At 74.9% G+C, this 26,686-nt stretch carries 28 protein-coding genes, 1 tRNA gene and 1 pseudogene; 18 read left to right on the top strand and 12 right to left on the bottom strand.

Annotated elements, in window-relative coordinates:
* Positions 1-13 precede the first annotated feature (13 nt).
* Positions 14-610: pseudogene (locus ACIQFX_RS25845) on the bottom strand (DedA family protein); the annotation flags it as partial.
* 26 nt (positions 611-636) lie between these two features.
* Positions 637-1,416: an MBL fold metallo-hydrolase gene (locus tag ACIQFX_RS25840; protein ID WP_402468213.1), complete on the bottom strand. Its 780-nt coding sequence runs from the start codon at positions 1,414-1,416 to the stop codon at positions 637-639.
* Positions 1,417-1,552: 136 nt separating this feature from the next.
* On the opposite strand from ACIQFX_RS25840, the gene ACIQFX_RS25835 reads away from it, so the two are divergent.
* The 4 genes from ACIQFX_RS25835 to ACIQFX_RS25820 all read left to right on the top strand — a co-directional run bounded on the left by ACIQFX_RS25835 (position 1,553) and on the right by ACIQFX_RS25820 (position 5,071).
* Entirely contained in the window at positions 1,553-1,957 is a 405-nt protein-coding gene (locus tag ACIQFX_RS25835; protein WP_402467760.1) for a hypothetical protein, read from the top strand.
* 250 nt (positions 1,958-2,207) lie between these two features.
* Complete coding sequence (locus tag ACIQFX_RS25830; protein ID WP_402467758.1) at positions 2,208-4,346, top strand: phage holin family protein; 2,139 nt, start codon at positions 2,208-2,210, stop codon at positions 4,344-4,346.
* 105 nt (positions 4,347-4,451) lie between these two features.
* Positions 4,452-4,826, top strand: coding sequence for a hypothetical protein (locus tag ACIQFX_RS25825; protein ID WP_402467755.1), 375 nt, complete (start codon positions 4,452-4,454; stop codon positions 4,824-4,826).
* Positions 4,827-4,888: 62 nt separating this feature from the next.
* Positions 4,889-5,071, top strand: coding sequence for a hypothetical protein (locus ACIQFX_RS25820; RefSeq protein WP_402467753.1), 183 nt, complete (start codon positions 4,889-4,891; stop codon positions 5,069-5,071).
* Positions 5,072-5,134: 63 nt separating this feature from the next.
* Here the strand turns inward: ACIQFX_RS25820 and ACIQFX_RS25815 are convergent, their stop codons facing one another.
* Entirely contained in the window at positions 5,135-6,343 is a 1,209-nt protein-coding gene (locus ACIQFX_RS25815) for a low temperature requirement protein A (protein WP_402467751.1), read from the bottom strand.
* A gap of 265 nt (positions 6,344-6,608) precedes the next feature.
* Here ACIQFX_RS25815 and ACIQFX_RS25810 point away from each other — a divergent pair, with 265 nt between their 5' ends.
* Positions 6,609-7,025 carry a hypothetical protein gene (locus ACIQFX_RS25810; RefSeq protein WP_402467748.1) on the top strand — a complete coding sequence of 139 codons (417 nt, stop codon included), beginning with the start codon at positions 6,609-6,611 and terminating at the stop codon, positions 7,023-7,025.
* Here the strand turns inward: ACIQFX_RS25810 and ACIQFX_RS25805 are convergent.
* On the bottom strand, positions 7,015-7,821 hold the full coding sequence (locus ACIQFX_RS25805; protein WP_402467746.1) for a helix-turn-helix domain-containing protein: 807 nt from the start codon (positions 7,819-7,821) through the stop codon (positions 7,015-7,017). The genes ACIQFX_RS25810 and ACIQFX_RS25805 overlap by 11 nt on opposite strands.
* Before the next feature lie 100 nt (positions 7,822-7,921).
* Between ACIQFX_RS25805 and ACIQFX_RS25800 the strand changes: the two genes are divergently transcribed.
* Positions 7,922-8,227 (top strand): 4a-hydroxytetrahydrobiopterin dehydratase, encoded by a 306-nt coding sequence (locus ACIQFX_RS25800; protein ID WP_402467743.1) that lies wholly within the window; start codon positions 7,922-7,924, stop codon positions 8,225-8,227.
* A gap of 35 nt (positions 8,228-8,262) precedes the next feature.
* The gene (locus ACIQFX_RS25795) at positions 8,263-9,009 is read left to right on the top strand and encodes a methyltransferase domain-containing protein (RefSeq protein WP_402467740.1); all 747 of its coding nucleotides are present in this window, start codon (positions 8,263-8,265) and stop codon (positions 9,007-9,009) included.
* A 183-nt stretch (positions 9,010-9,192) separates the two neighbouring features.
* Here ACIQFX_RS25795 and ACIQFX_RS25790 read toward each other — a convergent pair whose 3' ends face one another.
* Together ACIQFX_RS25790 and ACIQFX_RS25785 are read right to left on the bottom strand one after the other, a co-directional pair.
* The gene (locus ACIQFX_RS25790) at positions 9,193-9,672 is read right to left on the bottom strand and encodes a hypothetical protein (protein WP_402467738.1); all 480 of its coding nucleotides are present in this window, start codon (positions 9,670-9,672) and stop codon (positions 9,193-9,195) included.
* Positions 9,669-10,154: a hypothetical protein gene (locus ACIQFX_RS25785; RefSeq protein WP_402467736.1), complete on the bottom strand. Its 486-nt coding sequence runs from the start codon at positions 10,152-10,154 to the stop codon at positions 9,669-9,671. The genes ACIQFX_RS25790 and ACIQFX_RS25785 overlap by 4 nt, the downstream gene beginning before the upstream one ends.
* A 39-nt stretch (positions 10,155-10,193) precedes the next feature.
* On the opposite strand from ACIQFX_RS25785, the gene ACIQFX_RS25780 reads away from it, so the two are divergent.
* Complete coding sequence (locus ACIQFX_RS25780) at positions 10,194-11,144, top strand: helix-turn-helix transcriptional regulator (protein ID WP_402467733.1); 951 nt, start codon at positions 10,194-10,196, stop codon at positions 11,142-11,144.
* 98 nt (positions 11,145-11,242) lie between these two features.
* Here ACIQFX_RS25780 and ACIQFX_RS25775 read toward each other — a convergent pair whose 3' ends face one another.
* Positions 11,243-12,106, bottom strand: coding sequence for an NmrA family transcriptional regulator (locus tag ACIQFX_RS25775; RefSeq protein WP_402467730.1), 864 nt, complete (start codon positions 12,104-12,106; stop codon positions 11,243-11,245).
* A 100-nt stretch (positions 12,107-12,206) separates the two neighbouring features.
* Here ACIQFX_RS25775 and ACIQFX_RS25770 point away from each other — a divergent pair, with 100 nt between their 5' ends.
* Together ACIQFX_RS25770 and ACIQFX_RS25765 are read left to right on the top strand one after the other, a co-directional pair.
* Entirely contained in the window at positions 12,207-13,142 is a 936-nt protein-coding gene (locus ACIQFX_RS25770) for an AraC family transcriptional regulator (RefSeq protein WP_402467727.1), read from the top strand.
* A gap of 77 nt (positions 13,143-13,219) precedes the next feature.
* Positions 13,220-14,239 carry a class I SAM-dependent methyltransferase gene (locus tag ACIQFX_RS25765; RefSeq protein WP_402467724.1) on the top strand — a complete coding sequence of 340 codons (1,020 nt, stop codon included), beginning with the start codon at positions 13,220-13,222 and terminating at the stop codon, positions 14,237-14,239.
* An 18-nt stretch (positions 14,240-14,257) separates the two neighbouring features.
* On the opposite strand, the gene ACIQFX_RS25760 is transcribed toward ACIQFX_RS25765, so the two are convergent.
* Positions 14,258-14,722 (bottom strand): RICIN domain-containing protein, encoded by a 465-nt coding sequence (locus tag ACIQFX_RS25760; RefSeq protein ID WP_402467721.1) that lies wholly within the window; start codon positions 14,720-14,722, stop codon positions 14,258-14,260.
* Positions 14,723-14,851: 129 nt separating this feature from the next.
* Between ACIQFX_RS25760 and ACIQFX_RS25755 the strand changes: the two genes are divergently transcribed.
* Entirely contained in the window at positions 14,852-16,123 is a 1,272-nt protein-coding gene (locus ACIQFX_RS25755; RefSeq protein WP_402467718.1) for an SUKH-4 family immunity protein, read from the top strand.
* A 138-nt stretch (positions 16,124-16,261) separates the two neighbouring features.
* Here the strand turns inward: ACIQFX_RS25755 and ACIQFX_RS25750 are convergent, their stop codons facing one another.
* From ACIQFX_RS25750 to ACIQFX_RS25740, 3 genes are all read right to left on the bottom strand, one after another.
* Complete coding sequence (locus ACIQFX_RS25750) at positions 16,262-17,056, bottom strand: aldo/keto reductase (protein WP_402468211.1); 795 nt, start codon at positions 17,054-17,056, stop codon at positions 16,262-16,264.
* A 142-nt stretch (positions 17,057-17,198) separates the two neighbouring features.
* Positions 17,199-19,022 carry an AMP-dependent synthetase/ligase gene (locus ACIQFX_RS25745; protein WP_402467715.1) on the bottom strand — a complete coding sequence of 608 codons (1,824 nt, stop codon included), beginning with the start codon at positions 19,020-19,022 and terminating at the stop codon, positions 17,199-17,201.
* Between the two features lie 282 nt (positions 19,023-19,304).
* Positions 19,305-20,171 (bottom strand): LysR substrate-binding domain-containing protein, encoded by an 867-nt coding sequence (locus tag ACIQFX_RS25740; protein WP_402467712.1) that lies wholly within the window; start codon positions 20,169-20,171, stop codon positions 19,305-19,307.
* A gap of 232 nt (positions 20,172-20,403) precedes the next feature.
* Between ACIQFX_RS25740 and ACIQFX_RS25735 the strand changes: the two genes are divergently transcribed.
* From ACIQFX_RS25735 to ACIQFX_RS25725, 3 genes are all read left to right on the top strand, one after another.
* Positions 20,404-21,513 (top strand): bile acid:sodium symporter family protein, encoded by a 1,110-nt coding sequence (locus ACIQFX_RS25735; protein ID WP_402467709.1) that lies wholly within the window; start codon positions 20,404-20,406, stop codon positions 21,511-21,513.
* 78 nt (positions 21,514-21,591) lie between these two features.
* Positions 21,592-22,113: an isochorismatase family protein gene (locus ACIQFX_RS25730; RefSeq protein WP_402467705.1), complete on the top strand. Its 522-nt coding sequence runs from the start codon at positions 21,592-21,594 to the stop codon at positions 22,111-22,113.
* The gene (locus ACIQFX_RS25725; protein ID WP_402467702.1) at positions 22,110-22,493 is read left to right on the top strand and encodes a (2Fe-2S) ferredoxin domain-containing protein; all 384 of its coding nucleotides are present in this window, start codon (positions 22,110-22,112) and stop codon (positions 22,491-22,493) included. The genes ACIQFX_RS25730 and ACIQFX_RS25725 overlap by 4 nt, the downstream gene beginning before the upstream one ends.
* 117 nt (positions 22,494-22,610) lie before the next feature.
* On the opposite strand, the gene fdhD is transcribed toward ACIQFX_RS25725, so the two are convergent.
* Entirely contained in the window at positions 22,611-23,438 is an 828-nt protein-coding gene (gene fdhD / locus ACIQFX_RS25720) for a formate dehydrogenase accessory sulfurtransferase FdhD (protein ID WP_402467699.1), read from the bottom strand.
* Between the two features lie 247 nt (positions 23,439-23,685).
* On the opposite strand from fdhD, the gene ACIQFX_RS25715 reads away from it, so the two are divergent.
* The 4 genes from ACIQFX_RS25715 (at position 23,686) to ACIQFX_RS25700 (ending at position 26,662) form a co-directional block, all read left to right on the top strand.
* On the top strand, positions 23,686-24,636 hold the full coding sequence (locus tag ACIQFX_RS25715) for a beta-ketoacyl-ACP synthase III (protein WP_402467696.1): 951 nt from the start codon (positions 23,686-23,688) through the stop codon (positions 24,634-24,636).
* Between the two features lie 175 nt (positions 24,637-24,811).
* Positions 24,812-25,366, top strand: coding sequence for a hypothetical protein (locus ACIQFX_RS25710; protein ID WP_402467693.1), 555 nt, complete (start codon positions 24,812-24,814; stop codon positions 25,364-25,366).
* A 149-nt stretch (positions 25,367-25,515) separates the two neighbouring features.
* A complete protein-coding gene (locus ACIQFX_RS25705; protein WP_402467690.1) occupies positions 25,516-26,295 on the top strand; it encodes a class F sortase in 780 nt (259 codons plus the stop codon).
* A 279-nt stretch (positions 26,296-26,574) separates the two neighbouring features.
* A tRNA-Leu gene (locus ACIQFX_RS25700) sits at positions 26,575-26,662 on the top strand.
* The last annotated feature ends 24 nt before the right edge of the window (positions 26,663-26,686 follow it).

Raw genomic sequence — 26,686 nt, 5'->3', positions numbered from 1 at the left:
CTCCCGTCCGCCGCTTCTCGCGGAGCCGCCGCCACAGGCCGGGGACCGCGCTGACCAGCACCGTGAGGCCGACCGCCGCCACGACGCCCTGCCAGGGCTCGGGGAAGAGGGAACCGCCCAGGATGCCGATCAGCTGGTACGCCGCCGCCCACGCCAGGCAGGCCGCCAGGTCGCCCCGGACGAACCGGCGCAGCGGCATCTCGGCGAGCAGGCAGGCCAGCATCACCGGGATCCGGCCCGCCGGCACCAGACGGGACAGCACGAGCACCGACACCTGATGCGTCTCCAGCCGCTCCTGCGCCTGCGAGAGCCGCTCGGGGGTGACCCGGCCGCGCAGCGCGGCGAGCCACCGCGAACCGTTGCGGGAACGGACCCCGCGCTGCCCCAGCCAGTACAGCGCCGTGTCGCCCAGCCACGCAGCGAAGGCCGCCACCAGGAAGACGAACAGCAGCGCCGTCGGCGAGCTCTGGTGGAAGGCGACCACCGCCGCCGAACTGACGATCGCACCCGTCGGCACGATCGGCACCAGCGCGCCCAGCGCGACGAGCAGGAACAGCGACGGGTAGCCGACGGCCTGCTGCGTCGACTCCGGCGGCAGCTCCCGCACCACCGTGGCCACACCGGTGAACCCACCGATCACCGGGCGACCTCCGGCCGCACCTTCTCGCCGTGGCCCAGCAGGTGCACCGCCACCTTCGGGGCGAGTCGCGCCGCGTGCCGGACGAACTCGTCCCCCGGGGCGTGGAACTCGTGCGGCCGGATCCCGTCGAGCCCGATCGGCCAGTACGTGCCGTAGTGCACCGGCACCGCCGCCGCCGGCGAGAGCGCGGCGAGCGCCTCGGCCGCCCGCCCCGCGTCGAGGTGGCCGTGCCCGAGGTACGGACCCCAGCCGCCGACCGGCAGCAGGGCCACGTCCACCGGCCCGACCGCCTCCGCCATGCCGTCGAACAGCCCGGTGTCCCCGGCGAAGTACGTCCGCGCCTCGCCCTCGACGACGTACCCGAGCGCGGGCGCCCGGTGCCGCCCGACCGGCAGGCGCCGCCCGTCGTGCAGCGCCGGCACGGCCCGCACGGTCACGCCCTCCACCGTCACCGTGTCGCCCGGCTCCACCTCCGTCAGCCGCAGCCCGTCGCCGTCGAGCCTGCGCAGGCCCGGCACGGCGGCGGGCGCCCCGCGCGGCACGACGATCCGGGTCCCGGGCGCGAGCAGGGCGAGCGAGGGCAGGTGCAGGTGGTCGGCGTGCAGGTGCGAGACGAGGACGGCCTCGGCCCGGGCGGCCTCCGGCGGCGGCAGGGCGCCGCGGCGCCGCCGCAGATGGGCGAGGCGCCGGGCGAACAGCGGGTCGGTGAGGAAGCGGACCCCGGAGTCCTCGACCGTGCAGGTCGCGTGACCCCACCAGGTGACCTCCACCGGTATGCCGCCTTCCGTCCTCGGGTGCGACGGCCGCGGCGCCCGATGTCCGCGGCCGTTCCGTAACTCCGTAACGAGGGTAAATGTCCGGAGCGTGCTCCGGAGGATGTTCGGCCGTGCCGTTCCCCAGTAGGGTCGGTCCATGGACGACGTTCGGGTGGCGGCGATCGCCAGCCTCACCCCGCTCGAAGAGCTGGACAGCGACCCCTTCCTTGTCGACACGCGCTCCCAGCACGCGATCTGCGCCCGCTGGGCCGACGACAGGGGGTACGTGATCGCCCGCCAGTTGCTGTTCTACGGCATCAGGCCCGACCACGAGGCACTGTGGGTGGACGTGGAGGCGGGTGCGGTCGACCTCTTCGTCGCCGCCAACGAGCGCGTCCTCGCCCGCGCGCTCACCTCCGTCCCCGGCTTCCGCGCCGAGTGCGCGCGCCGCGGGGTCCGCGTCGAGACCGTCCGCCCCGACGAACCGGCCTACGACGCCGCCGCCAAGGCCGGCGTCCACCGCCGCCTCTCCATGCCGACCGCCGGCTACGACGGCACCTGACGGGTCCGGCCGGGTCCGCCCGGTCACGTCGCCTCCGGCGGGGTCCGGCCCGGTACGACGCTTCGGCATCTGACCGGTCCGGTCCGGTACGACGCCTCCCGGTCGGCCGACCGCGTGCGGCTGCTCCCGGCGGCCGGTCCGGCGCGGTCGACCTGACGCACACGGAGCGCCGGCCGTCACCCGTTCGCCGACCCGGGCGTGGGCGTTGTGCCACGCTTGGGACAGGAAACGGGCGAAAGGCGAAGCGGGCGTGGCTGACGGGCGATGGGGTGGCGCCGACCGCTGGCGGTCCGCGGGCAGGACGGTGACGCGGGTGGTCGCGGTGTGGGCGGTGTCCACGCTCACCATGCTCGTCCTGGCCGGGCTGCTGCCGGACTTCCAGCTCCAGTCCGCCGACGGCGACAGCTTCACGAGGACGGCCCTCACCGCCGCCACGGCCGCGGGCGCCTTCGGTCTGCTCGGGGCGCTGGTCTGGCCGGTGCTCGTCCGGGCCCTGCTGCTCGTCCCTGCCCTCGTCCTCGGCCTGCTCGTCTTCTTCCTCAACGGCTCGCTGCTGATCGTCGCGCTGTGGCTGATCCCCGACGGGCGCGGCGCCGCCGACCCCGAGACCGCCGTGGTGGTCGCCGCCGTGATGTCCGCCGTCGCCTCGGCCACGGCCACGGCCCTCGCCGTCCGCGACGACGACGCCTACCGGCGCCGTCTGTACCGGCTCACCGGCCGCACCCGGCCCCGCGACCCCGGCGACGCCCCGGAGGCCGTCCCCGGGACGGTCTTCCTCCAGCTCGACGGCGTCGGCCACCACGTGCTGCGCGGCGCCGTCGCCGACGGCCTCATGCCGACCGTCGCGGGCTGGTTGGACGCCGGCCACCGGCTCACCCCGTGGCGCACCGACTGGTCGAGCCAGACCGGTGCCAGCCAGCTCGGCATCCTGCACGGCAGCAACGAGGACGTGCCCGCCTTCCGCTGGTACGAGAAGGACACCGGCCGCGTCATGGTGTCGAACCGGCCGGCCGGCGCCGTGGAACTCCAGCGGCGGGCCGTGCGCCGCACCGGCGACGGCGGGCTCCTCACCGTCGACGGCGCGTCCCGCGGCAACCTGTTCAGCGGCGGCGCCGACCAGCTCGCGCTGGTCCTCTCGATGGCCGCCCGGCGCGGCCGGCGCAACCGCTCCCGGGCCGGCTACTTCGCCTACTTCGCCGATCCGGCCAACGCCGTCCGCACCGCCGGATCGCTCGTCGCCGAGTGCGTCCGCGAGGTGTTCCAGTCGACCCGGGCCCGGCTGCTCCGTGAGACCCCGCGCGTCTCGCGCGGCGGCACGTACCCCTTCGTCCGCGCCTTCGCGACGGTCGTCGAGCGGGACGTCGTCGTCTCCGCCGTGATGGGCGACATGCTGGCCGGGCGGACCGCCGTCTACGCCGACCTCGTCGCCTACGACGAGGTGGCGCACCACTCGGGCCCGCACGGCCGCGACACCGACCAGGTCCTGCGCCGCCTCGACCGCGCCGTCGGGCTCATCGCCACCGTCGCCGAGCACGCCCCGAGGCCGTACCGCATCGTCCTTCTCTCCGACCACGGCCAGAGCCCCGGCGAGACCTTCGAGGGGGCGTACGGGCTGACCCTCAAGGACCTCGTACGGGCCGGGTGCGGGCTTCCGGTGTCGCGCCGGGTGCGCCGCACCCGCAGCGGTTCGGAGGCGCGGGACGCCGCGAGGGACGCGCTGCGCAGCGCGCTCCACCGGCCGGTCGACGAGTCCGGCGACGCGGCCCGCGAACTGCCCGCCAAGCTCTCGGAGCCGCTCGTCCTCGCCTCCGGCAACCTCGGCCTCGTCTCCTTCCCCGACGTGCCCCACCGCATGACCCGCGAGGAGATCGACCGGCGCCACCCCGCGCTCCTCCGCACCCTCGCCCACCACCCCGGCGTCGGCTTCCTCCTCGTCGCGAGCGCCGAGCACGGTTCGGTCGTGCTCTCCCGCGACGGCACCGAAGTGCCCGTCGCCGAACTCACCGACACGGGCCCCCTCGCCGTCTTCGGCCCCGGCGCGGCCGACGCCGTCCGGCGCACCGACGGCTTCCCGCACGTCGCCGACATCATGGTCAACTCGATGTACGACCCCGCGACCGGCACCGTCCACGCCTTCGAGGAGCAGATCGGCTCCCACGGCGGCCTCGGCGGCGAGCAGTCCCACCCCTTCCTCCTGTCCCCTCCCGACCTCTCCCCACCCGTCCCCCCGGGCGGCGAACTCGTCGGCGCCGAACACGTCCACCGTGTCCTCCGCCGCTGGCTCCGCGAGTCCTCGGGCCCCCAGGTCCCCCTGCCCCCCTCCCCACCCGCCCACCGAACCGAGGCCGCCCTCCCGGCCGACGAACCCTCCCGTCCTCCGCGGACCTGACTCCCGCGGACCCGACGGAACAGTCCTTACGCCGCTCGGGCGGATCTCGGGTTCGGCGCGCCTCCTCCAGGTGCTCGCGGGGCAGGACGGTTCACCGTGAGCCCCGTGCGACGGACGACCGGTGGGCCCGCCCGTACGGCGGGCGGGCCGGTGCGTCCGGGAGCGGGCAGGCACCGCTGGGCGGTGCTGCTGCTCGTCCTCGGCGCGCTGTTCGGCGCGGGGGCGGCGGGGGCGCTCGGCGGCGGCGAACTCCGGCCCGCCACGGCGGCCCCGGCGTCCGACGCCGGCGGGGAGACGCACGAACCGGCGGCCGGTGAGGTCTGGCTGCCCGGTCGGGCGCGACGGCACCGCAGGGGGGTCCGGCCGGCTTCCGGCCGCAGGCGCCCTCGCGGAGCGCGCGGGCCCCTGCGGGACTCCGCCCCGACTCCCGTACCCGCCCCGCGCGGTGACGCCCTCGGGTGCGTGGTGATGCGCTGCTGAGAGGCCCGAGCCTCCCGGCAGTCCGTCCTGTACATCACCCCCGCACCACGAGGAGCTTCGTCATGCCCGTCGATCCGTACGCCGTACTCCAGGCCCTGCTGCGCGCGGAGGCGTCCCGCGCCCAGCGCGCCGACCGCGCGGCGCCCGAACCCGCCACGCGCACGGCCGCCACGCGCACACCCGGCACGCGGACGTCCGCCCCGGCGCCCGAGCCGCGCCCGTCGCGGGAGGAACCCGGCCGCTGACCCCCGCGGCCTGGTGCCCGACCGGGCGGCCGCCACCCGCCGTCGCCCGGCCCCGCCCGTGTCTCAGGCGGGTTCCGCGGCGCCCACCGGCGTGGGCGTGCGGCGGCCGTGCAGGCCGACGAGGCCCGCGGCGGCGACGGCGAGGAGGGTGAGGGCGAGGAGGGCGGGGACGAGGCCGACGAGGGGGCCTGCGGCGAGGCAGCAGACGCCGCCGGTGGCGAGGGCGGTGGGGCGGCGGCCCGAGGTGCGGAGGACGATGGCGGCCGAGCCGAGGAGGAAGACGCCGACGCCACCGGTGAGGGACCAGGCGACGACGCCGTGGAGGGGCTCGGCGAGCCCGTAGTGGCCGGTGTCGGCGACCTGCTGGAGGACCTTCTTCATGCCGAGGGCGCAGAGGACGACACCGGCGACGAGCGGCAGGTGCAGGAAGGTGTACACGTCGCGGGCGAAGCGGGTGCGGTCGTCGCCGTCGAGGGACGTGAGGCGGTGTTCGGCGGCCTCGCCGAGCTGCCGGAAGTACAGCCGCCACAGCCCGGCCGACAGGAGCAGCCCGGCGGCCGACGCGCCGAGCACGGCGTAGGTGAGCGGGAAGTCGCCGACGCCGACACCCATCGCCACGATGGACTCGCCGAGCGCGATGATGACGATCAGGCCGTGGCGCTCGGCGAAGTGCCCGGGCGAGTTGACCCGCCAGCCGGACGAGCCGGTCACGTAGATGCCGCCGTAGTCGACGGCCACCGCCCCGAGCCACAGGAGGAGTTGGACCCGGCCGCTGTACGCGCTGCCGATCAGCAGCAGCACCAGCGGGGGAGCGACCGACACCAGCGCCGTACGCCGCAGGGTGGCGCGCAGCGCACGGTCACCGGGGCCGGAGACCCAGTACGACGCGAGGTGCAGCAACCGCACCGCCCCGTAGCAGAGCACGAACAGCAGCGGCGCCGGCAGCCCGCCGGGCGCGTGCGTGAAGACCTCGGGCACGGCGAGCGACACGATCAGCACGACGGCCATCACGGTCACGAGCACCGTGAACAGCGCCCCGGAGTCGGCCCGTACGACGTTCCCCAGCCACGCGAAGCAGCACCAGCACCACCACAGCAGCGCGAGCACCACCATGCCGCCGACCACCCGCACCGGCGACGGCGCCGCCGCCATCAGCGCCGTGACCTGCGTGATCGCGTACACGAACACCAGGTCGAAGAAGAGCTCCGCCGGCGTCACCTTGTGATCGTCCGCGGTGGCCACCATCCGGGCCCGTTCCCTGTTCCACGCCATCCCCGCATCCCCCCTTCGAAGCGACCGCTCTCGGCCACCCCGGCGCGAACAATACCCACGCCCACACCCCACCGACGCCCTGTCCGAACTCCGCTTCACCTCAACGCGTTCCGCCCCTCGTTCCTGCCTCCGGCATTACCTCCGACGTAATCGACCCCCTCCGTGCCGGGCGGCATGCTCGTGGTCACCGGAACCCGGGCGGCGCACTCCGCTCGGGCTTCGGGACCACTACCCGCACGAACATCCCCATGGAGGGTGATCCGCCATGTCCCAGGCTCTGCTCGCCGGTCTCGCTCGCACGACCCGACCCGAGGTGGCGGTGCGCCGCTTCCTGGCGCTCGACGCGGTGGTGACGGGGGCGAACGGGATCGCGTACGTGGCCGCGTCCGGTCCGCTGGGGGAGCTCCTGGGGGTCGACGCGGGGCTGCTGTTCGAACTCGGTCTGTTCCTCACGGCGTTCGCCGCGGGGGTGGCGTGGCTGGCGAGCAGGCGGCGGCCGGCGGCGCTCGCCGTGAAGGCGGTCGTGGACGCCAACGTGGTGTGGGCGGTGCTGAGCGTCGTCGCCCTGGTGGCCTGGCTGGAGCCGACGGCGGCGGGGCTGCTGTGGACGCCGATGCAGGCGGCCGCCGTCGCCGGGTTCGCCGGGCTGCAGTGGGCGGCGCTGCGGGCGGCTAGCCGCTGAGCGACTGGAGGTACGCGACGGTTTCCGCGTCGGCCGGGAGGAAGGTCTCGATGGCCAGCTCGGCGACGGTCACGTCCATCGGGGTGTTGAACGTGGAGATCGACGACACGAAGGACAGCACCCGCCCGTCGTGCGCGATCCGCATCGGCAGCGCGAAGTAGGGGTACGGCTCCTCCTCCGGGGAGTCGTCGGCCTCCGCGCCGGGCGGCAGCGGGTAGGCGGCCACCTCCTCGTACAGCGCACGCAGCGACTCGGAGCGCGCCAGGCCGATCTGACGCTCCATCTGGGCGAGCAGGTGGTGCCGCCACTCGCGCAGGTTGAGGATCCGGGGGGCCAGGCCCTCCGGGTGGAGGGTGATCCGCATGGCGTTCAGCGGGGGAGCGAGCAGGTGCTCGGGGAGCCCGGCGAGGAGCAGGCCGATGCCCTGGTTGGCCGCCACGACCGTGTACGAGCCGTCCACCACGAGCGCCGGATACGGGTCGTAGCCCTGGAGCAGCCGCTCGATGCCCTCCCGGAGCGCCTCCAGACGCGGGGCGTCGAGCGGCGACTCCGCGTAGCGGGGGGCGTATCCGGCGGCGAGCAGCAGGGCGTTGCGCTCCCGCACCGGCACGTCCAGGTGCTCGGCGAGCTTGAGGACCATCTCCTCGCTCGGCCGGGAACGGCCGGTCTCGACGAAGGAGATGTGCCGGGCCGAGGAGTCGGCGCGCAGCGCCAGCTCCAGCTGGCTGAGCCTGCGCTGCTCGCGCCACCCGCGCAGCAGCGGCCCTACGCCCGTGTCGCTCACGACGGTTGTCATGGTCAGACGGTATCTCAGAGGGGGACCCCGGGTAGGTTTCCCCCGGGGCCCCTGTCCGTCACCCCGTCACCCGCACAGCCCGACCGGAGGGAGCACCGCCGTGGCCACACAGCCGCTGTCGCAGAAGGAGATCGAGGACCGGCTCCGGGAGCTCCCCGGCTGGTCCGTCGCCGAGGACCGGCTCACCCGGGCCTACCGGCTCGGCGACCACTTCGCCGCGACGGCCTTCGTCGTGCACGTGGCGCAGATCCAGCAGGAGCTGGACCACCACTCCGACCTGACCCTCGGCTACAACACGGTCGCCCTCTCCGTGAACACGCATTCCGCGGGCGGCACCGTCACCGAGAAGGACTTCGAACTCGCCGAGCGCGTCGAGGGGATCGCCCCGGGCCACGGCGCGAACTGACCCCCCCGTGCCCCGGCGTTCGTAAGATCGTCGGCATGGCTGAGACCGTGCTCGACTACGAGGCAGAGGCAGCGCACTACGACCGGACCCGGGGCGGCGTGCCCCGGGCCGAGGCCGCGGCGCGGGCCGTCCTGTCCCTGGTGCCGGCCGGCACCCGCACCCTGCTCGACCTGGCCTGCGGCACCGGCCTCGTCACCGAGCGGCTCGCCAGGCCCGGCCTGGGCGTGTACGGGGCGGACGCCGCCCACGCGATGCTGCGGGTGGCCGCCGAGCGCGTCCCCGGCCGGACCGTGCGGGCCGACGCCCGGCGGCTGCCGCTGCCCGACGCCTCGGTGGACGCGGTCTCCGCCGTCTGGCTGCTGCACCTCGCCCCCTTCGCGCCGGAGATCGTCGCCGAGGCGGCCCGTGTGCTGCGGCCCGGTGGCGTCCTCGTCGCCACCGTCGACAAGGACGCCGCCCACGACGTCGGCAGCGACATCGACGAGGTCCTCCGCCCGCTCCGCTCGGCCGCACCGGCCTCCGACCGCGCCGACCTCGTCACCGCGCACGCCGCCGCCCACGGTCTCGACCCCCTGTCGAGTGCCCACTTCACCGGCCACGGCCAGGGCGCGACCCCGCGCGACACCGCGCGGAAACTGCGCGCCGGCTACTTCGCCTCCTGGTTCAGCGGCGACCCGGCGACCACCGAGACCCTCGCCGCCGCCCTCGACGCCCTCCCGGACCAGGACCGCCGCCGCCCCGACCCCCGCTACCGACTGGCGTCCTTCGTCAGGCGCGGCTGAGCTTTCACGCCTTGTCGGGGCCGGGCGCGTGGGCGGGCTCGCGCGCGTGGGTGAGGCCGGACCCTCGGGCCCGGGCGCGGCCCGGTCTCCGCGCACGGGTGGCGCCGAACCGTACACACCGACGCGTCCGGACGCTCGCCCGGCGGCCCGGCAGAGCCCTCCCCTGGAGGCCCGGCCGAGTCCTCACCCGTCGGTGCGGTCGAACTCCATCACCCAGTTCGTCACCCACCGCGCACCGTCGCCGGGACCGGCGTCGCCCGGCGCGAACGCCTGCTCCCAGCGGGCCGTGTCCGGACCGATCCCGGACCAGCGGAACCGCACCCGGACCGGACGTCCCGCGTAGCCGTCCGTCCCCTCGAAGACGCCCGTCCCGTCCTCGGCGAACCGGCCCCTGACCGGCGGGCAGAGCGTTCCCGTACGGCTGTCGGACCAGTTCAGCGTCCACTCGCCGGTCTCCGGCTCGTACAGACGCAGTGTCAGCCCGCGGAAACCCTTCGACGGGAAGACGATCTCGTCGACATGGGCGCGGCCGTCCCAGAACAGCCGCCCCGTGGTGTGCCCGTCGAACTCCTCCCAGCCGCTGTCCGGGTCGAGGAAGTCGACGAGGCGCCGGTTGCGGACCGTCCACGCCCCGTCGAGGAAGTCGAAGCCGTCGTGCGTCACGAGCGGGCCCCCGTGTCCGTCGTGCCGGAGGGGAACGCGTCCCCGAGGTAGGCGGACAGGTCCGGGACGTCGGGCGCGAGGATGTGCCGTATCCAGGCGTCCCGTTCGTGGCCGAGCGGCGCCAGCTCCCAGACGCAGCCGATCCAGGGGCGTTCGGTCGGGACGAAGTGCGCGGGGTCGGTGTCGGGGCAGTCGAGGGCGGGCTGGCCGGCGGCCGCGCCGCGGAAGTGGAGCACGTTGTCCCAGACCCAGCTGTACGTGTTGAGGTAGGCGCCGGTGTCGCCGCCGCGGTGCAGTACGACGAAGCCCGCGGCCGGGGTGCCGTCCGGCTCCGGGAGGAGCTCCGGCAGGAGGGCGTAGGCGGCCCGCTCCACCTCGGGTTCGATGCCCGCGGGATCGGAGGTGACGTGGTAGCGCTTGAGGTGCCGCCCGGCGATCTCGACCGGCGGCAGGGTGAGGAGGTTCTTCTCCGCGAAAGCCATGGCTGGACCGTACGAGCCCTTCACTGACACCTTGTGTCAGTGAAGTCCAGCCGTCTCCTTTCGATCCTCCTGCTGCTCCAGACCGGCGGTACGACGACCGCCGCCCGGCTCGCCGAGGAGCTGGGGGTGTCCGTCCGCACCGTCTACCGGGACGTCGAGGCGCTGCACGCCGCCGGTGTCCCGCTGTACGGGGACGCGGGGCACCGCGGCGGCTACCGGCTCCTGCCGGGGCACCGCACCCGCCTCACCGGCCTCTTCGCCCCCGAGGCGGAGGCGCTGGTCCTGGCCGGCATGCCCGGGGCCGCCGAGGGGCTCGGGCTCGGATCCCACTTCGCCGACGCCCAGTTGAAGCTGCGCGCGGCCCTCCCGGCGGCCCTGCGCGAGCACGTCGACCGGCTGCGGGCCCGCTTCCTCATCGACGCCCCCGGCTGGTACGACGAGGGGGACGAGACCCCCTTCCTGTCGGAGGTCGCCGACGCCGTCCGCGCCGGCCGCGTCCTCGAGGTCCGCTACCGGCGCTGGAAGGAGCCGACCGACGTCGACCGGCGCCTGGAACCGTACGGTCTCGTGCTGAAGGCCGGCCGCTGGTACCTGATCGCCGGACCCGGGCCGCGCACCTACCGCGTCGACCAGATCCTCGCGCTCACCGTCACCGGCGAAGAGGCCGTGATCCCGGCGGACTTCGACCTCGCCGCGCACTGGCGGGCGAGCCGGACCGACTTCCACCGGCGGCTCCACCAGGGCGAGGCGGTCGTACGGATCTCCGCGCGCGGCGCCGCCCGGCTCACCGGCGCCGCGGCCCGGGCCCTCGCCGCCACCGGCACCCCCGAACCGGACGGCTGGACCCGCGCCACCCTCCCCGTGGAGTCGCCACGGCACGCCCACGACACCTTCCTGGGACTCGGCGCGGACGTGGAGGTCCTCGCGCCGGAGGACCTCCGCGACCGGATCGCCGAGACCGTACGGACGCTGGCGGAGCGGTACGGCTGAATCGTCGCGACCGTACGGACGCCGGCGGAGCGGTACGGCTGGGGGAAGCACCGCCCCCGGCCCTGCACCGCTCCCCGGCCCCGTCCCGCCCCGGCGCCTCAGGCGGTCGGCCCGCCCCAGGCCTCCGTCGCGAAGTCGGCGAAGGAGCGCGGCTCGCGGCCCAGGATCCGTTTGACGCCGTCCGTCGCGGTGGCGTTGTGGCCGTCGAGGAGCGTGGCGAACAGGGCCGCGAGCCACTCCGCCTCGGGGGCCGGAAGGCCGAACCCGGCGAGCATCCCGGCGTACTCGGCCTCGGACACCGGCGCGTAGACCACCGGGCGGCCCGAGGCGCGGGAGATCTCCGCGGCGACCTCGGCGAAGGCCACGGGCCGGGGGCCGGTCACCTCGTGCACCCGCCCGGCGTGACCGTCGGCCGTCAGGGTCTCGACGACGACGTCCGCGAGGTCGTCCGCGTCGATGAAGGGCTCGGCGGTGTCCCCGGCGGGGAAGACGACCGCGCCTTCGGCGACGCCGTCCGAGAGCAGCCCCTCCGAGAAATTCTGTGCGAAGAACGAGGCCCGTACGACGGTCAGTTCGGCGCCGGATGCCGCGGTGCGGAGGGACTCCTCCGCCAGGACCGCCTCCGGCTCCCCGCGCCCGGAGAGGAGCGTGAGCCGCCGTACGCCGTTCTCCGCGGCCAGCCGGCCGAAGGCCTCCATCGCCTCGACCGCGCCGGGGGCGGCCAGGTCGGGATAGTAGGCCACGTAGGCGGCGTCCGCGCCGCGGAGCGCGGCGGCCCAGGTGTCCGGGGCCTCCCAGTCGAAGGGCGTCGCCCCGGTGCGTGACCCGGCGCGGACCGTCGCGCCGCGGGCCGCGAGGCGTTCGGCCACGCGCCGCCCGGTCTTGCCGGTGGCGCTGGTCACCAGGACCGTCGTGGCGCGGGCGGTCGATGCGGGCTGCGTCTGCTGCGTGTTCGTCGTCATGGCTCAAGACTCCCGCCCGCGGCCCCCGCGGCCCATGCTCCGCCGTCTCACGGGCCTACGCCTGCGTCTCACCCGCGCGCACGCCCTACCCTTGCCCACCATGGACGCACTCGCCGGACTCCTCGACGGTCCACGCGCCAAGGGCGCCTTCCTGCTGCGCATGATCATGGAACCGCCGTGGTCCGTGCGCATCGAGGACGAGGCCCCGATCTGCCTCATGTGCGTCACCGACGGCGAGGCGTGGATCGTCCCCGACACCGGCGCTCCCGTCCTCCTGCGCCCCGGGGACATCGCCATCGCCCGCGGCCCGGAGCCGTACACGGTCGCCGACGCACCCGACGCGCCGCCGCGCGCCCGGATCGGACCCGACGGCACCTGCACCACCCTCAGCGGCGAGCCCCTCTCCCAGAGCATGCGGCTCGGCGTCCGCACGTGGGGCAACGCGCCGGACGGCAGCACGACGGTCCTCGTCGGCACGTACCTGATGGACGGCGAGGTCGGCCGCCGGCTGCTCGACGCCCTGCCGGGCCTCGTGCACCTGCCCGCCGACGTGTGGAACTGCCCCCTCATGCCGTTCCTCGACGAGGAGATCTCCCGCGACGAGCCCGGCCAGTCCGTCGTCCTCGACCGGGTCCTCGACCTGCTGCTCATCGCCGCCGTCCGCGCCTGGTTCGCCCGGCCCGGCGCGGAGGCGCCCGCCTGGTACCGCGCCATGGGAGACCCGGTCGTCGGCCGGGCGCTCCGGCTCCTCCAGAACGACCCCGCCCACCCGTGGACCGTCGCCTCGCTCGCCGCGAAGGCGGGCGTGTCCCGCGCCGCGCTGGCCCGCCGCTTCACGGCCCTCGTCGGCGAGCCCCCGATGGCGTACCTCACCGGCTGGCGGATCGCGCTCGCCGCCGACCTGCTGCGCGAGCCGGACGCCACGGTCGAGTCCGTCGCCCGGCGGGTCGGCTACAGCGGCGCGTTCGCCCTGAGCGCCGCTTTCAAGCGGGTACGGGGGATCAGCCCGCAGGAGCACCGGACCGCCAGGCAGTGACCGGCGCCGCCCGGGTGCCGTTTGCCGGACCGGCAACATTTCTCGCGCTCCGCGCGGCCCCGAACCACCCTGGACGCATGAGCCAGCATCGCGGATCCCACCCCGGCCACTCGCACGGCGAGGGCCACGGCACCCAGCACGCCGAAGCACACACCGACGCCACCGAGACGCACGCCGACGCCGCAGACCCGCAGGCCGCCGACCCGCACGGCGCCGGGCACCGGCACGGCCACGGCGGCCACCACCACGACAGCACCCACCTGGACTGGGCCGAGCTGGGCCCGCTCCTGGAGCGGCAGGCCGAGGTCGCGGGCCCCGCGTACGCGGACGCGGCCGCCTGGCTCGGCACGTTCGCCCCGGTGCCGGGCGTCCGCCGCATCCTCGACGTCGGCAGCGGCCCGGGCGTCGTGACGAGCCTGCTCGCGCAGGCGTTCCCGGGCGCCGAGGCGGTGGCCGTCGACGGCAGCCCCGAACTCCTCACCCGCGCCCGGTCCTACGCCGAGGCCCGCGGGCTCGGCTCCCGGGTCTCGACCCTGCACGCCGAACTCCCCGAGGCGATCGGCTCCTTGGGGAGCGCCGACATCATCTGGGCGGGCAACTCCATGCACCACATGGGGGATCAGGGAGCGGCGCTCGCGGCCTTCGCCGAACTGCTCAACCCCGGCGGCCTGATGGTCCTCATCGAGGGCGGTCTGCCCCTGCGCCACCTGCCCTGGCACATCGGGATCGGCCGGCCGGGCCTGGAGGCCCGGCTCGACGCCGCCAACGCGGACTGGTTCGGCGAGATGCGCGCCGACCTTCCCGGGACCAAGGACGAGCCGGACGACTGGCGGGCCCTCCTCGCCGCCGCCGGACTCACCCCGGCCGGCACCCGCACCTTCCTCACCGACATCCCCGCACCGGTGTCCCCGGTCGTGCGGGACCTGGCGGTCTCCCACTACACGCGCCTGCGGGACGGCTTCGGCGCCCGGCTCGACCCGGACGACAAGGCGACGCTCGACCGGCTCCTCGACCCGGCCGACCCGGCGTCGCTGCACCACCGCGGTGACCTGTTCCACCTGACGGCCCGCACGGTCCACACCGCCCGCAAGGGCTGACGGCCCCGACGCGACGGGTCAGGACACCGGCTCCAGCCGCCACCACTGGAACGGGGAGTCGGTGTCCTCCCACTGCCGGACGTCGCCGCCGTCCACCATCGAGCCGTCGGCGACCTCCAGGAACAGCCCGCTGACGAAGCTCACCAGGGCCACCGTCCCGGGCGACTGGAGGTCCTGCTCGATGATCCATTCCTGCGCGCCGAAGTTGTTCGCCGTCCACTGCTGGATGTTCGCGCCGTTCTCCGTGGACGCGTTCGCGACGTCGAGGCGCTTCCCGCTCGCCGCGTTCACCAGGTGGTGCAGCCCGCCGCCGTTCGGCACCGGCGCGATGTGCCAGTGCTGCCCCGGCGTCCCGTTCTCGGTGCCCTGCTGCACGTTGGCGCCGCTGCGCCTCGACCCCTGGTACACCTCCAGGAGCAGTCCGCTCGCCACGTTCCGCACCCGGTAGAGGCCCTCCTCCACGGGCCCCGGAGCACCGCTCACCGTACCGACTCCTTCACTTCGCCAGGCTGTTGGACGCGCGGCACGCGGGCCGCGGGGCGGCCCCACAGAGCCGTCACCGACTCTACGGCGCGGGTACGACAACGGGCCTGGCCTGACACCATGGGGCCGGTGACCGATTCCGATCTCCGTTCCCTGCTCGACGACCCCGCGCAAGTCCTGCGCCACGACCGGGCCGAGCTCCGCACCCGCCTCGACGCCCTGCCGGAGGGCGACGGCGGGGTGGGCCGCGAGGTGTTCACCCAGGCCGAGGCCGTCTTCGGCGCCGCTCCCGTGACCTCCGCCGAGTTCGCCTCGTGGCTGCACTTCGCGGCGACCGTCCTCGGTCACCCCGCGTACGCCGACCGGGTCGCCGCCGCCGAACCGGCGCTGCCGTGGCGGACGGTGTGGGCGTGGTGGCGGCCGGTGGGCGCCTACGAGGCCGAGCCGAACCTCAGCGGCGACCGCTCCGCCGGGATGTACGAGGCCGACGGGCGGCCGCTGCTCAAGGTCTGGGCGCTGTGGTGCCCGGACACCTGGTTCGACCCGGCGACCGGACGGGTCGTCCCCGCCCCCGCCGAAGACGCCGAGCCCCTGGACGAGGTGGAGCCGGACGGGCCCTGGCTGTTCGACGCCGCCGACGACTCCTGGGCGCTGCGCGCCCCCGAGGGCTGGGAGGAGCCGGTCCCGCTGGAGGACGGCCGCTCGGTCTTCCTGGACGCGCGCGGGGTGGTCGTCGTCGAGGCGAACGCCGCGGCCCTCGCCGACTGGCCGACGGGCGGCGCCGACGCCTCGGAGCGGACGCCGCCGGACGGCGGACCGTGGTTCCGCCCCGGTACGAGGGACACCGCGGGTCCCCTCACCGCGGCCCGGCTCGACGCGGTGTTCGGAGCCTCCGGGGTCGTCCGTGTCGCGGGGGACGACCTGCCCGGGACCCTGGTCCACGCGCCCACCCGCGTCCTGCTGTCCGAGGCCGGACTGCCGCGCCACTGGGCGGCGGGCGTCACGTCGTTCGCGGCGGCGGACGCCTTCCTGGAACCCGGCCCGGAGGGCCTGCTGAGCGTCGGCTCGTTCGACCTCGGACACTGCGACGACGGGGAGGTGTTCCTGCACCCGGTCACCGGCGCGGTCGGCATGCGGCAGCCGGACGGCAGCCACGGCCCCGGCGGAGACGCCGTCTTCCCGCTCGTCCGCGACCTGGACTCCTTCGTCCGGTTCCTGGAGGGCGTCCGCCGCCACATGGGCGCGTGCTGGGACCCGTACGAAGGGGAGGACGGCGTGAAGGCGTTCCTCCGTGCCATGGCGGAGGTGGACGCCGGGGCGCTGGCCGAGGACGCGCCCGGCGCGGAGGTCTGGGAGCATCTCTTCGCCGCGATCACCGAGTTGGGCGTCGACGGCCACTGAGCCCGGCGACGGGCCGCGAGGCCGCCCGCCGGCGGCGGACGGCGGCCCCGGCACCCGCGGTCACCCGGCCCGCCGTCCGTGCCCGAGGCGTCGCCGCACCGCCGAGGCGGCGCGGTGCGGCAGGCTCCTCCGTGTCCTTCAGGCGCCGACGTTGAACTCGGCCGGGTCCGGGCCGAGTCGGCGGTCCTCGTCGAGGGCGGCGACGGCGGCCAGGTCCTCGGCGTCCAGCTCGAAGCCGAAGACGTCGATGTTCTCCCGGATGCGCGACGGGGTGACCGACTTCGGGATCACCACGTTCCCCAGCTGGAGGTGCCAGCGCAGCACCACCTGGGCCGGCGTCCGCCCGTGCTTGCGGGCGATGGCGACGATCGCCGGGACCTCCAGGAGGCCGCGGCCCTGGCCGAGCGGCGACCAGGCCTCGGTCGCGACGCCGAGCCGGGCGTGCACCTCGCGGGACGCCTGCTGCGGGAGCTGCGGATGGAGCTCGATCTGGTTGACGGCGGGCACGACCGAGGTCTCGCCGATCAGCCGCTCCAGGTGCTCCGGAAGGAAGTTGGAGACGCCGATCGCCTTGGCGCGCCCGTCCGCGAGGATCTTCTCGAACGCGCGGTACGTGTCCACGTACGCGTCCTTCGCCGGCACCGGCCAGTGGATCAGGTACAGGTCGACGTAGTCGAGGCCCAGCTTGTCGAGCGAGGCGTCGAAGGCCTTCAGCGTCGTGTCGTAGCCCTGCTCGCTGTTCCACAGCTTGGTGGTGACGAACAGTTCCTCGCGGGGGATCCCCGAGGCGGCGACGGCCCGGCCCGTGCCCACCTCGTTCTGGTAGATCGCGGCGGTGTCGATCGAGCGGTAGCCGGCCTCCAGGGCGGTCGCCACGGCCGTCGCCGCCTCGGCGTCCGGCACCTGCCAGACGCCGTAGCCCAGCTGCGGCATCAGGACGCCGTTGTTGAGGGTGACCGAGGGAACGCTGTTGTCCGTGCTCACGTGGGAAGGATCCTTACGTCGTCGTCACTGGCTGTACGGAGGTACTCCCAGCGTCAACGATCACGGAGCGCTCCGCATTCCGGCCCGTCGGTCAGCCGTACAGCGCCTCGACCTCCGCCGCGTAGGCCCGCTCGATCGCCTTGCGCTTCAGCTTCAACGACGGGGTGAGCAGCCCCTGCTCCTCGCTGAAGGGATGCGCCAGGATCCGGAAGGTGCGGATCGACTCGGCCTGCGAGACCAGGGTGTTCGCCGCCACCACGCCCCGCCGGATCTCCGTCTCCAGCGCGGGATCGCGCACCAGCTCGGACGGGGCGAGCGGAGGACGGCCCTGCATCGCGAGCCAGTGCTCCACCGCCTCCTGGTCGACGGTGACCAGGGCGGCGACGTACGGCCGGTCGTTGCCGACGACGATGCACTGGGCGATCAGCGGATGCGCGCGCACCCGCTCCTCCAGTCCGGAGGGCGCGACGCTCTTGCCGCCCGACGTCACCAGGATCTCCTTCTTCCGCCCGGTGATGGTCAGGTAGCCGTCGTCGTCGAGGGCGCCGAGGTCCCCGGTGGCCAGCCAGCCGTCGTTGAGGACGGCGGCGGTCGCCTCCGGGGCGTTGAGGTAGCCCGAGAAGACCTGGCCGCCGTGCAGCCACACCTCGCCGTCCTCCGCGATGTGCACCGTCGTGCCGGGCACCGGCTGGCCTACCGTGCCGTACTTGGTCCGCTCGGGCGGGTTCGCTGTGGCGGCCGCCGACGACTCGGTCAGCCCGTACCCCTCGAAGACCGTGATCCCGGCGCCCGCGAAGAACAGGCCCTGCCGGCGGTCCATCGCGGAACCGCCCGACATCGCGTACCGGACCCGCCCGCCCAGGGCCGCCCGGACCTTCCCGTACACCGTCTTCTCGAAGAACTGGTGCTGCACCCGCAGTGCCGCGGAGGGCCCGGGGCCGGTCCCGAACGCCTTCTGCTCCAGGGCCTCCGCGTACCCGACGGCCACCTCCACGGCCTTGTCGAACGGGCCGGCCCTCCCGTCGCTCTCCGCCTTGCGCCGGGCCGCGTGGAAGACCTTCTCGAAGACGTACGGAACGGCCAGCACGAAACTCGGCCGGAACGCCGCCAGGTCGGGAAGCAGCTCGGCGGCGGCCATCACCGGCTGGTGTCCCAGCTTCACCCCGCTCCGGACCGCCGCGACCTCCACCATCCGCCCGAAGACGTGCGCGAGCGGCAGGAACAGCAGCGTCGACGCCTGTTCCCCCGGCCGGGACCGGAACACCGGCTCCCAGCGGCCCATCAGCATGTCCGTCTCGAACATGAGGTTCGCGTGGGTGATCACGCAGCCCTTCGGGCGGCCGGTCGTCCCCGACGTGTAGATGACCGTCGCCACCGTCTCGGGGGTCACCGCCCGCCGGTGCCGGTGCACGACCTCCTCGTCGATGTCCGCGCCCGCCGCCGTCAGCTCCGCCACCGCGCCCGCGTCGAGCTGCCAGAGCCGCTGGAGCCGGGGCAGCCGGTCGATCACCGAGCCGATCGTCATCGCGTGGTCCTCGTGCTCCACCACGCACGCCGTGACCTCGGAGTCGTACAGCATCCAGAAGACCTGCTCGGCGGAGGAGGTCGGATAGACCGGCACGGGCTGCGCGCCCACCGCCCACAGCGCGAAGTCGAACAGCGTCCACTCGTAGCGGGTGCGGGCCATGATCGCGACCCGGTCGCCGAACCGCACCCCCTCCGCGATCAGCCCCTTCGCGAGGCCGAGCACCTCGTCGCGGAAGCCGGCGGCGGTCACGTCCCGCCACGCGCCGTCCGGGCCCTTGCGTCCCAGCACGATCCGGCCGGGTTCGGCCGCTGCGCGAACGAACAGGGCGTCCGCCAGACCGCCGACCTGAGGCGCCGCCTCGACGGGCGGCACGGTGAACTCGCGCACTGACCTGCTCCTCGACGGCTCGATGGCTGGAAAGCCTCTGTCGCACTCCGTTCGGCGCGGGTGACGGTACCCCACCCGCATGCCCGGCGGGAGGCCCTTCACCAAGCCGGGACATTCCGTGTTCCCACAGGTCAGGGCTGGTGAGGTGACCAAGTCGCGGACGCTCCGGGGCTGTTACCGACCGGACGGTACGGCCACCGGGCGCGAATCTCCACCGAATCTGTACCGACCGCTCACGCGGCGACCCCCGGGGGGTCGCCGCGCGGCCTCGCGCCGACCGCCTCAGCGGGGCCGGTGCAGCCGGTCGCCGCCCGCGAGGATCGCGTCCGCCAGCGCGTCGGCCGCCTCCTGCACCGCCCCGCCGCGGCGCCCCGACCGCAGGACGAAGCCCACCGCGCCGAGCTCCGGGAGCCCGGCGCGGGCCGCCACGGGCACGAGGCCCGGCGGTACCAGGCCCCGGGTGTGCGCCATCACGCCGAGACCCGCGCGGGCCGCCGCGACGTTCGCGCTGAGGCTGGAACTCGTGCACGCGATCCGCCACGCCCTGCCCTGCGCCTCCAACGCCTCCAGGGCGCGCGCCCGGGTGATCCCCGGCGGCGGGTAGAGGATGAGCGGCACCGGCCGGTCCGGATCGAGCCGCAGCCCCGGCGCCCCGATCCAGATCAGGGAGTCCTCCCAGACGAGCCGGCCCCCGCTCTCGGCCCCGCGCCGCTTGGCCAGGATCAGATCGAGCCGACCGGCCGCCAGCCGGGCCTGGAGCGTCCCGGACAGCTCGACCGTCAGCTCCAGGTCGACCTCCGGATGCTCGCGCCGGAACGACTCCAGGATCTCCGGCAGCCGCGTCGTCACGAAGTCCTCCGACGCGCCGAACCGCAGCCGCCCCCGCAGCCGGGTCCCGCCGAAGAACGCTGCCGCCCGCTCGTGGGCCTGGAGGATCGTGCGGGCGAACCCGAGCATCGCCTCGCCGTCCTCCGTCAGCTCCACCCGGTGCGTGTCCCGGGTGAACAGCGGCCTGCCCGTCGCCTCCTCCAGACGCCGCACGTGCTGGCTGACGGTCGACTGGCGCAGCCCGAGCCGGTCGGCCGCCCGCGTGAAGCTCAGCGTCTGGGCCACGGCGAGGAAGGTGCGCAGCTGGGAGGGCTCGTACACGGCACGACGCTACCGCGGTGGCCGTCATCACGAGAGGCGATGACAGTCAGAGCGCTGTACGGGATTCCCGATCACCGGCCGGTGGCGCAGGATGGACCCGCGAGGCCGGTGGCGCAGGACGGCCCCGCACGGCCGGAGGCGCGGGACGGACCCGCGCGCCGCCCCGTCGCCGTACGGCCGCGCCCGAGCCCGCGCGGTCCGCGCGGCCCCGCAGTACGGAGCAGTGGAGCCCATGACCCGCCACACCCCCCGCCGTGCCCTTCGCCTGCCGTTCCGGCCGCCCGTCGACGCGTACGTCCTCGCGCTGCTCGGCACGGTCGGCCTCGCCGCGCTCCTGCCCGCCTCCGGGGCGGCCGCGGACGTCGCCGAGGGCGCGTCGACGGGGGCCGTGGCCCTGCTCTTCTTCCTCTACGGCGCCCGGCTCTCCACCCGCGAGGCCCTCGACGGCCTCAAGCACTGGCGGCTCCACCTCACCGTCCTCGGCTGCACCTTCCTGCTCTTCCCGCTCCTCGGCCTCGCCGCGCGGGGCCTGGTGCCGACCGTCCTCACCCCCCAGCTCTACGGCGGACTCCTCTTCCTCTGCCTGGTGCCGTCCACCATCCAGTCCTCCATCGCCTTCACCTCGATCGCCCGCGGCAACGTGCCCGCCGCGATCTGCGCCGGCTCGTTCTCCTCGCTCGCCGGCATCGTCCTCACCCCGCTCCTCGCGGCCCTGCTCCTCGGCGGCGGCACGGGCGGCCTCTCCGCCGACGGGCTCCTGAGGATCGTGCTCCAGCTGCTCGTGCCGTTCCTCGCCGGCCAGTTCCTGCGCCGCTGGGTCGGCGGATTCCTCGTCCGCCACAAGAAGGCCCTCGGGTACGTCGACCGGGGCTCGATCCTCCTCGTCGTCTACACCGCCTTCAGCCAGGGCATGGTCGCCGGCGTCTGGCACCTCGTGACCCCGGCCCGGCTCGGCCTGCTGCTCGCCGTCGAAGCCGTCCTGCTCGCCGCGATGCTGGCCCTGACCTGGTACGGGGCCGGCCGCCTCGGCTTCGACCGGGCCGACCGGATCGCCGTCCAGTTCGCCGGCTCGAAGAAGAGCCTGGCCGCCGGGCTGCCCATGGCCAGCGTCCTCTTCGGCCCGCACGCCTCCCTCGCCGTGCTCCCGCTGATGCTCTTCCACCAGATGCAGCTCATGGTCTGCGCGGTCATCGCCAAGCGCCGCTCGCACGACGCGGAGCCGGACGGCCCGCAGCCTCCCACCGCCGGAACCGCCGGAACCGCCGGAACCGCCGGAACCGCCGGAACCGCCGGAACCGCCGGAACCGCCGAGCCCGTACCCGGGGTCACGGCGCGTGCGTGACCCCCGGCACGTGCTCCGGCGGCCGGATCACACCCCCGGCGGCGCCGGGATGATCATCCGGGCCGCTACGGTGCTCCCATGCCCGCACTCGATCCCGGCCGCACCGCGCTCGTCCTCGTCGACCTGATGGAACGCATCGTCGCGCTACCCCTCGCCCCCCGCTCCGGCACCGACGTCCTCGCCGCGTCCGCCCGGCTCGCCGACACCTTCCGGGACGCCGGCGCGCCCGTCGTCCACCTCCGCGTCGAGCGGCCGAACGTCGAGAACCAGCCTCCCGGCAGCGAGCTCGTCCCCGACCTGGTCGGGGACGGCGAGCCCGTCGTCGTCAAGCGGACCATCGGCGGCTTCCAGGACACCGGGCTGCACGAGCTGCTCTCGGGGCTCGGCGCGACCACCCTGGTCTTCGGCGGCATCGCCACCAACCTGGGCGTCGAGTCCACCGCCCGCGCCGCCGGCGACCTCGGCTACGACCTCGTCTTCGCGGAGGACGCCATGGCGGCCCTCACCGCCGACGAGCACCGCGCCTCCGTCGACCTCGACTTCCCCCGCCTCGGCACGGTCGCACCGGTCGCCGCCATCACGCTGGACGGACCGCGGTGACCCCCGTTCCGATACGTTACGGGGCCCGCCCCTGCTCGCTCGTCGTCTGCCGCGGCTGCTGCTGCGGCGACGACCGCAAGAACCCCGGCACCGACCACGCGGGCCAGCTCGCCCGGCTCCGCGAGGCCGCCGCGGCCTCCGGCGGCCGGCTCGCCGTCCGTACGAGCGACTGCCTCGGCCCCTGCGCCCAGGCCAACATAGTCGTCGTCCAGCCCTCCACCGAGGGCCGGCGGCGCGGCGGCCGGGCCGCCTGGGTCGGCTTCACCCTGGACGAGGACTGCCTCGACGACATCCTCGCCTGGACGGCGGCCGGCGGCCCCGGCATCGTCCCGCCCCCGGCGACCCTCGCCCTCCAGATGATCGACCCGCCGAAGAACTGACCCCGGCCGGATCCGGGCCGCGCCGAACGGCGGCCCGGCCGGCCCGGACCGGCCGGGGTCCGACCCCGACCCCGGCCCGGGCCTCGCTCCCGGTTCCGCCCCCGGCCCCGGGCCGGATCAGACGGCGATCCGGTGCTCTCCCGCGTACACGTTCATGTCCGGTCCGCGCAGGAAGCCCACCAGCGTCAGGCCCGTCTCGGCGGCCAGGTCGACGGCGAGCGAGGACGGGGCGGAGACGGCCGCGAGGACGGGGATGCCGGCCATGACGGCCTTCTGCGCGAGCTCGAACGAGGCGCGCCCCGAGACGAGCAGCACGGCCCGCTCCAGCGGCAGCAGCCCTTCCGTGAGGGCCCGCCCGACGAGCTTGTCCACGGCGTTGTGCCGGCCCACGTCCTCCTTCACGTCGAGCAGCTCGCCGTCCTCGGTGAAGAGGGCCGCCGCGTGCAGCCCGCCGGTGGTGTCGAAGACCCGCTGCGCCGCCCGCAGCCGGTCGGGCAGTGCGGACAGCAGGGCGGGCGTGAGCCGGACCGGGGGAGCGTCGGCGATCGGGAAGCGCGCCGTGGTGCGGACGGCGTCGAGGCTGGCCTTGCCGCACAGACCGCAGGACGAGGTCGTGTAGACGTTCCGCTCCAGACTGATGTCCGGGACCGCGACACCGGGCGCGAGCTGCACGTCCACCACGTTGTACGTGTTGGAGCCGTCGTCCTTGGCCCCCGCGCAGTACACGATGCTGCGCACGTCGGAGGCGGCCGCGAGGACCCCCTCGCTCACCAGGAAGCCGGCCGCGAGCGCGAAGTCGTCACCCGGGGTGCGCATGGTGATCGCGATCGGGCGCCCGTTCAGCCGGATCTCCAGCGGCTCCTCGGCCACCAGGGTGTCGGGCCGTGCGTTGACCGCACCGCCACGGATCCGCAGGACGCGCCGTCGCTCGGTGACCCGACCCATCGTGACCGTTCTCGTTTCTCTGCGCGGGAAAGGCCGGGAGGTCCCGGCCCCGGCCATTCTCCTCCACGGGTACGGGGACGACATCCGGGTCCGCGGCGCCGCGGAGGCCCGCCCCACCAGGGCCCTTGTCGCGGTCGGCCAAGCGGTACGGGTGAATCTTGGTGGTTTACGTCACCTGTTACCCATCAGTCGCTGGCAAGACTGGGTGGTCCTGCCGGACGAACGAACCACCTAGGGGGTCCCGGGTATGACGGGCACTCGCATCGCCGCGCTCGGGCACTACCAGCCCGCCAAGGTGCTGACCAACCACGACCTCGCCGAACTCGTCGACACCGACGACGCATGGATCACCAGCCGGGTCGGCATCCGCACGCGGCACGTCGCCGGGCCCGACGAGCCGGTCGACGAGCTCGCCGCGCACGCCGCGGGCAAGGCCCTCGCCACGGCCGGACTCACTCCCGACGACATCGACCTCGTCCTCGTCGCCACCTCCACCGCGATCGACCGCTCGCCGAACACGGCCGCCCGCGTCGCCGCCCGCCTCGGCATGACGTCGCCCGCCACCATGGACCTGAACGTGGTGTGCGCCGGCTTCACGCACGCCCTGGCCACCGCCGACCACGCCGTACGGGCCGGTGGGGCCCGCCGGGTCCTGGTGATCGGCGCCGACAAGATGACCGCGGTGACGGACTGGACCGACCGCACCACCTGCGTCCTCACCGGCGACGGCGCGGGCGCCGCGATCGTCGAGGCCGTCGAGGACGCCGGCGACGAGCCCGGCATCGGCCCGGTGCTGTGGGGCTCGGTCCCCGAGATGGGCCACGCCGTCCGCATCGAGGGCACCCCGCCCGTCTTCGCGCAGGAGGGCCAGTCCGTCTACCGCTGGGCCACCCAGTCGCTGCCCGCGCTCGCCCGGAAGGCCTGCGAGCGCTCCGGCATCGCCCCCGAGGACCTCGCCGGCGTCGTCCTGCACCAGGCCAACCTGCGGATCATCGAACCGCTCGCCGCGAAGATCGGCGCCGTCAACGCGATCGTCGCCCGCGACGTCGTCGACTCCGGCAACACCTCGGCCGCCTCCATCCCGCTCGCCCTCGCCAAGCTGGTCGAGCGCGGCGAACTGCCCTCCGGCGCCCCGGTCCTGCTCTTCGGCTTCGGCGGCAACCTCTCGTACGCGGGCCAGGTCGTCCGCGTCCCGTAGGGCCTGTCCTCCTCCGGCGCCCCCGGTGCCCGTCCGCTCCCGCCGTGCTCCGTTCGGCGGAGCCCGGTGGCGGCGCGCCGGGGGCGGACCTAGCTTCGATCGCGGTGAGGGTCTTTTCGTCCCGGGTACGGAATCGCTCCGTGTCCGACCCCTCGCGTGAACCGGAGGACCGCCCATGCGCGTGATACGTGCCGCTTCCGCCGCCCTGCTCGGCGCCGTCGCCGCGGTGGCGGCCGCGCCGGTCGCCCTGGCGGACGAGGGCGACCGGAACATCACGTCGTTCGGCTTCTCCGTCACCCCCGCGACGGTCGCACCCGGCGGCACCGTCACCCTCACCACCGACGGCTGCGAAGTCCCGTCCGTGACCGTCACCTCCGGCGTGTTCGACACCGTGACCCTCACCGAGGGGCGTTCCGGCAGCGCGACCGTGGACTTCGACGCCAAGGCCGGCACCCAGTACGAGATCACCTTCGACTGCAAGGGCGAGCGCGGCACCACCACCCTCACCATCGCCCAGGGCGAGCCCCGCCCGAACCCGGACGGCCAGGACGACGTCCTGCCCCCCGCAGCCCACAAGGGCGTGAAGGCCGGCTTCGGCACCGCCGCCGCGAGCTCCGAACCCGACGGCCTCGGCACCACCGAAGTCGTCACGGGCGTCCTGCTCATCGCCGGCGCCCTCGGCGCCGCCGTCGTCCTGACCCGCCGCCGCGACGCCTCCGGCGGCGCCTGACGGCCCGGCCCGCAAGGGCCCGAGAAACGGCCCCTCCGCCCCGGTGCGACGAGGTCCGGGACGGAGGGGCGCCACACGCTGTGGGGACGCTGCCGAGGAGGGCGGACGTGGGGTGGTCGCGCGGTACGCGAGGAGGTGCGGACGGCGCCGTGCGCACCCGGACCGCGGCACGGCCGGACGGCGGCGCCACGGGGCCGTACCGCGTCGGACGGGACCACGCCTCGGGGCGGGAGCGGCCGGAAGGCGCCGCGTGGTCGGACCGCGCCCGGGCGTTCGACGCCCACGGGCGGCGCGGCGCCTGGGGTCTCGTCGCCGTCGCCCTCCTCGTCGGGGTGCACCTGGTGCGCGGCGGCACGGGCGGCGCCGACGGCCCGCCCCAGCCCCTCGCCGCGGCCGCCCCCGACGGCGCCCGCGCCGCCGCCTCCGCGCTCGCCCCGGTCTCCGTACCCGATCCGCTGCCCCCGTCGACCCCCGTCCGGGTCCGCGTCCCCGCCGTCCGCATCGACGCGCCCGTCACGGACGTCGGACTGGACGGCGACGGCTGGATCGAGGCCCCGCCGCCCGAGGACGACCGGGTCGCCGGCTGGTTCACCGGCGCGGTCACCCCCGGCGAGCGCGGCACCGCCGTCGTCGTCGGCCACGTCGACACCCCGAACGGCCGCGCCGTCTTCTACGACCTCGGCGCCGTCGCCAAGGGGCAGCGCGTCGAGATCGCCCGCCGCGACGGCCGGACCGCCGTCTTCTCCGTGTACGGCGTCGAGGTCGTCCCCAAGGACGCCTTCCCCGCCGCACGCGTCTACGGCGACTCCGGCCGCCCCGAGCTGCGCCTCATCACCTGCGGCGGCGCGTTCACCGAGGAGAGCGGCTACACCGGCAACGTGGTCGTCTCGGCCCGCCTCGTCGAGGTCCGCCGACCTCCCCCGACCTGACGGACTCCCGCGGCCTCCGTGGCCCGGACCGTCCCGCGGTCGTCACTGTGGCCCCCACGGAGCCGGCGTCGGGGGGCGCCGGGCTCCCGCCCTCCCCTCCGCACGTCGTGCTCGCGGCCGACCACGGAACGCGTACATGATCGGGCAAATCGCCTCATTTCATGCCGAAGTCGCTCCCGCACCGCACTGACCACGGAAAACGCTGGTGAAAGGCACCTCGAACCCCTGGTAGAGTTACATCTGTCGCCGCGAGGGAAACCGCAAAGCGACAAACACCTAGTCCGGGTGGCGGAATGGCAGACGCGCTAGCTTGAGGTGCTAGTGCCCTTTATCGGGCGTGGGGGTTCAAGTCCCCCCTCGGACACCACACGGAAGTGCCGGTCGATCTCGA

Origin of the sequence: Streptomyces sp. NPDC093089 (assembly GCF_044754405.1) — a bacterium.
In the GTDB taxonomy this organism is placed as follows: Bacteria; Actinomycetota; Actinomycetes; order Streptomycetales; family Streptomycetaceae; genus Streptomyces.
This window is presented reverse-complemented; position numbering and strand designations above follow the sequence as displayed.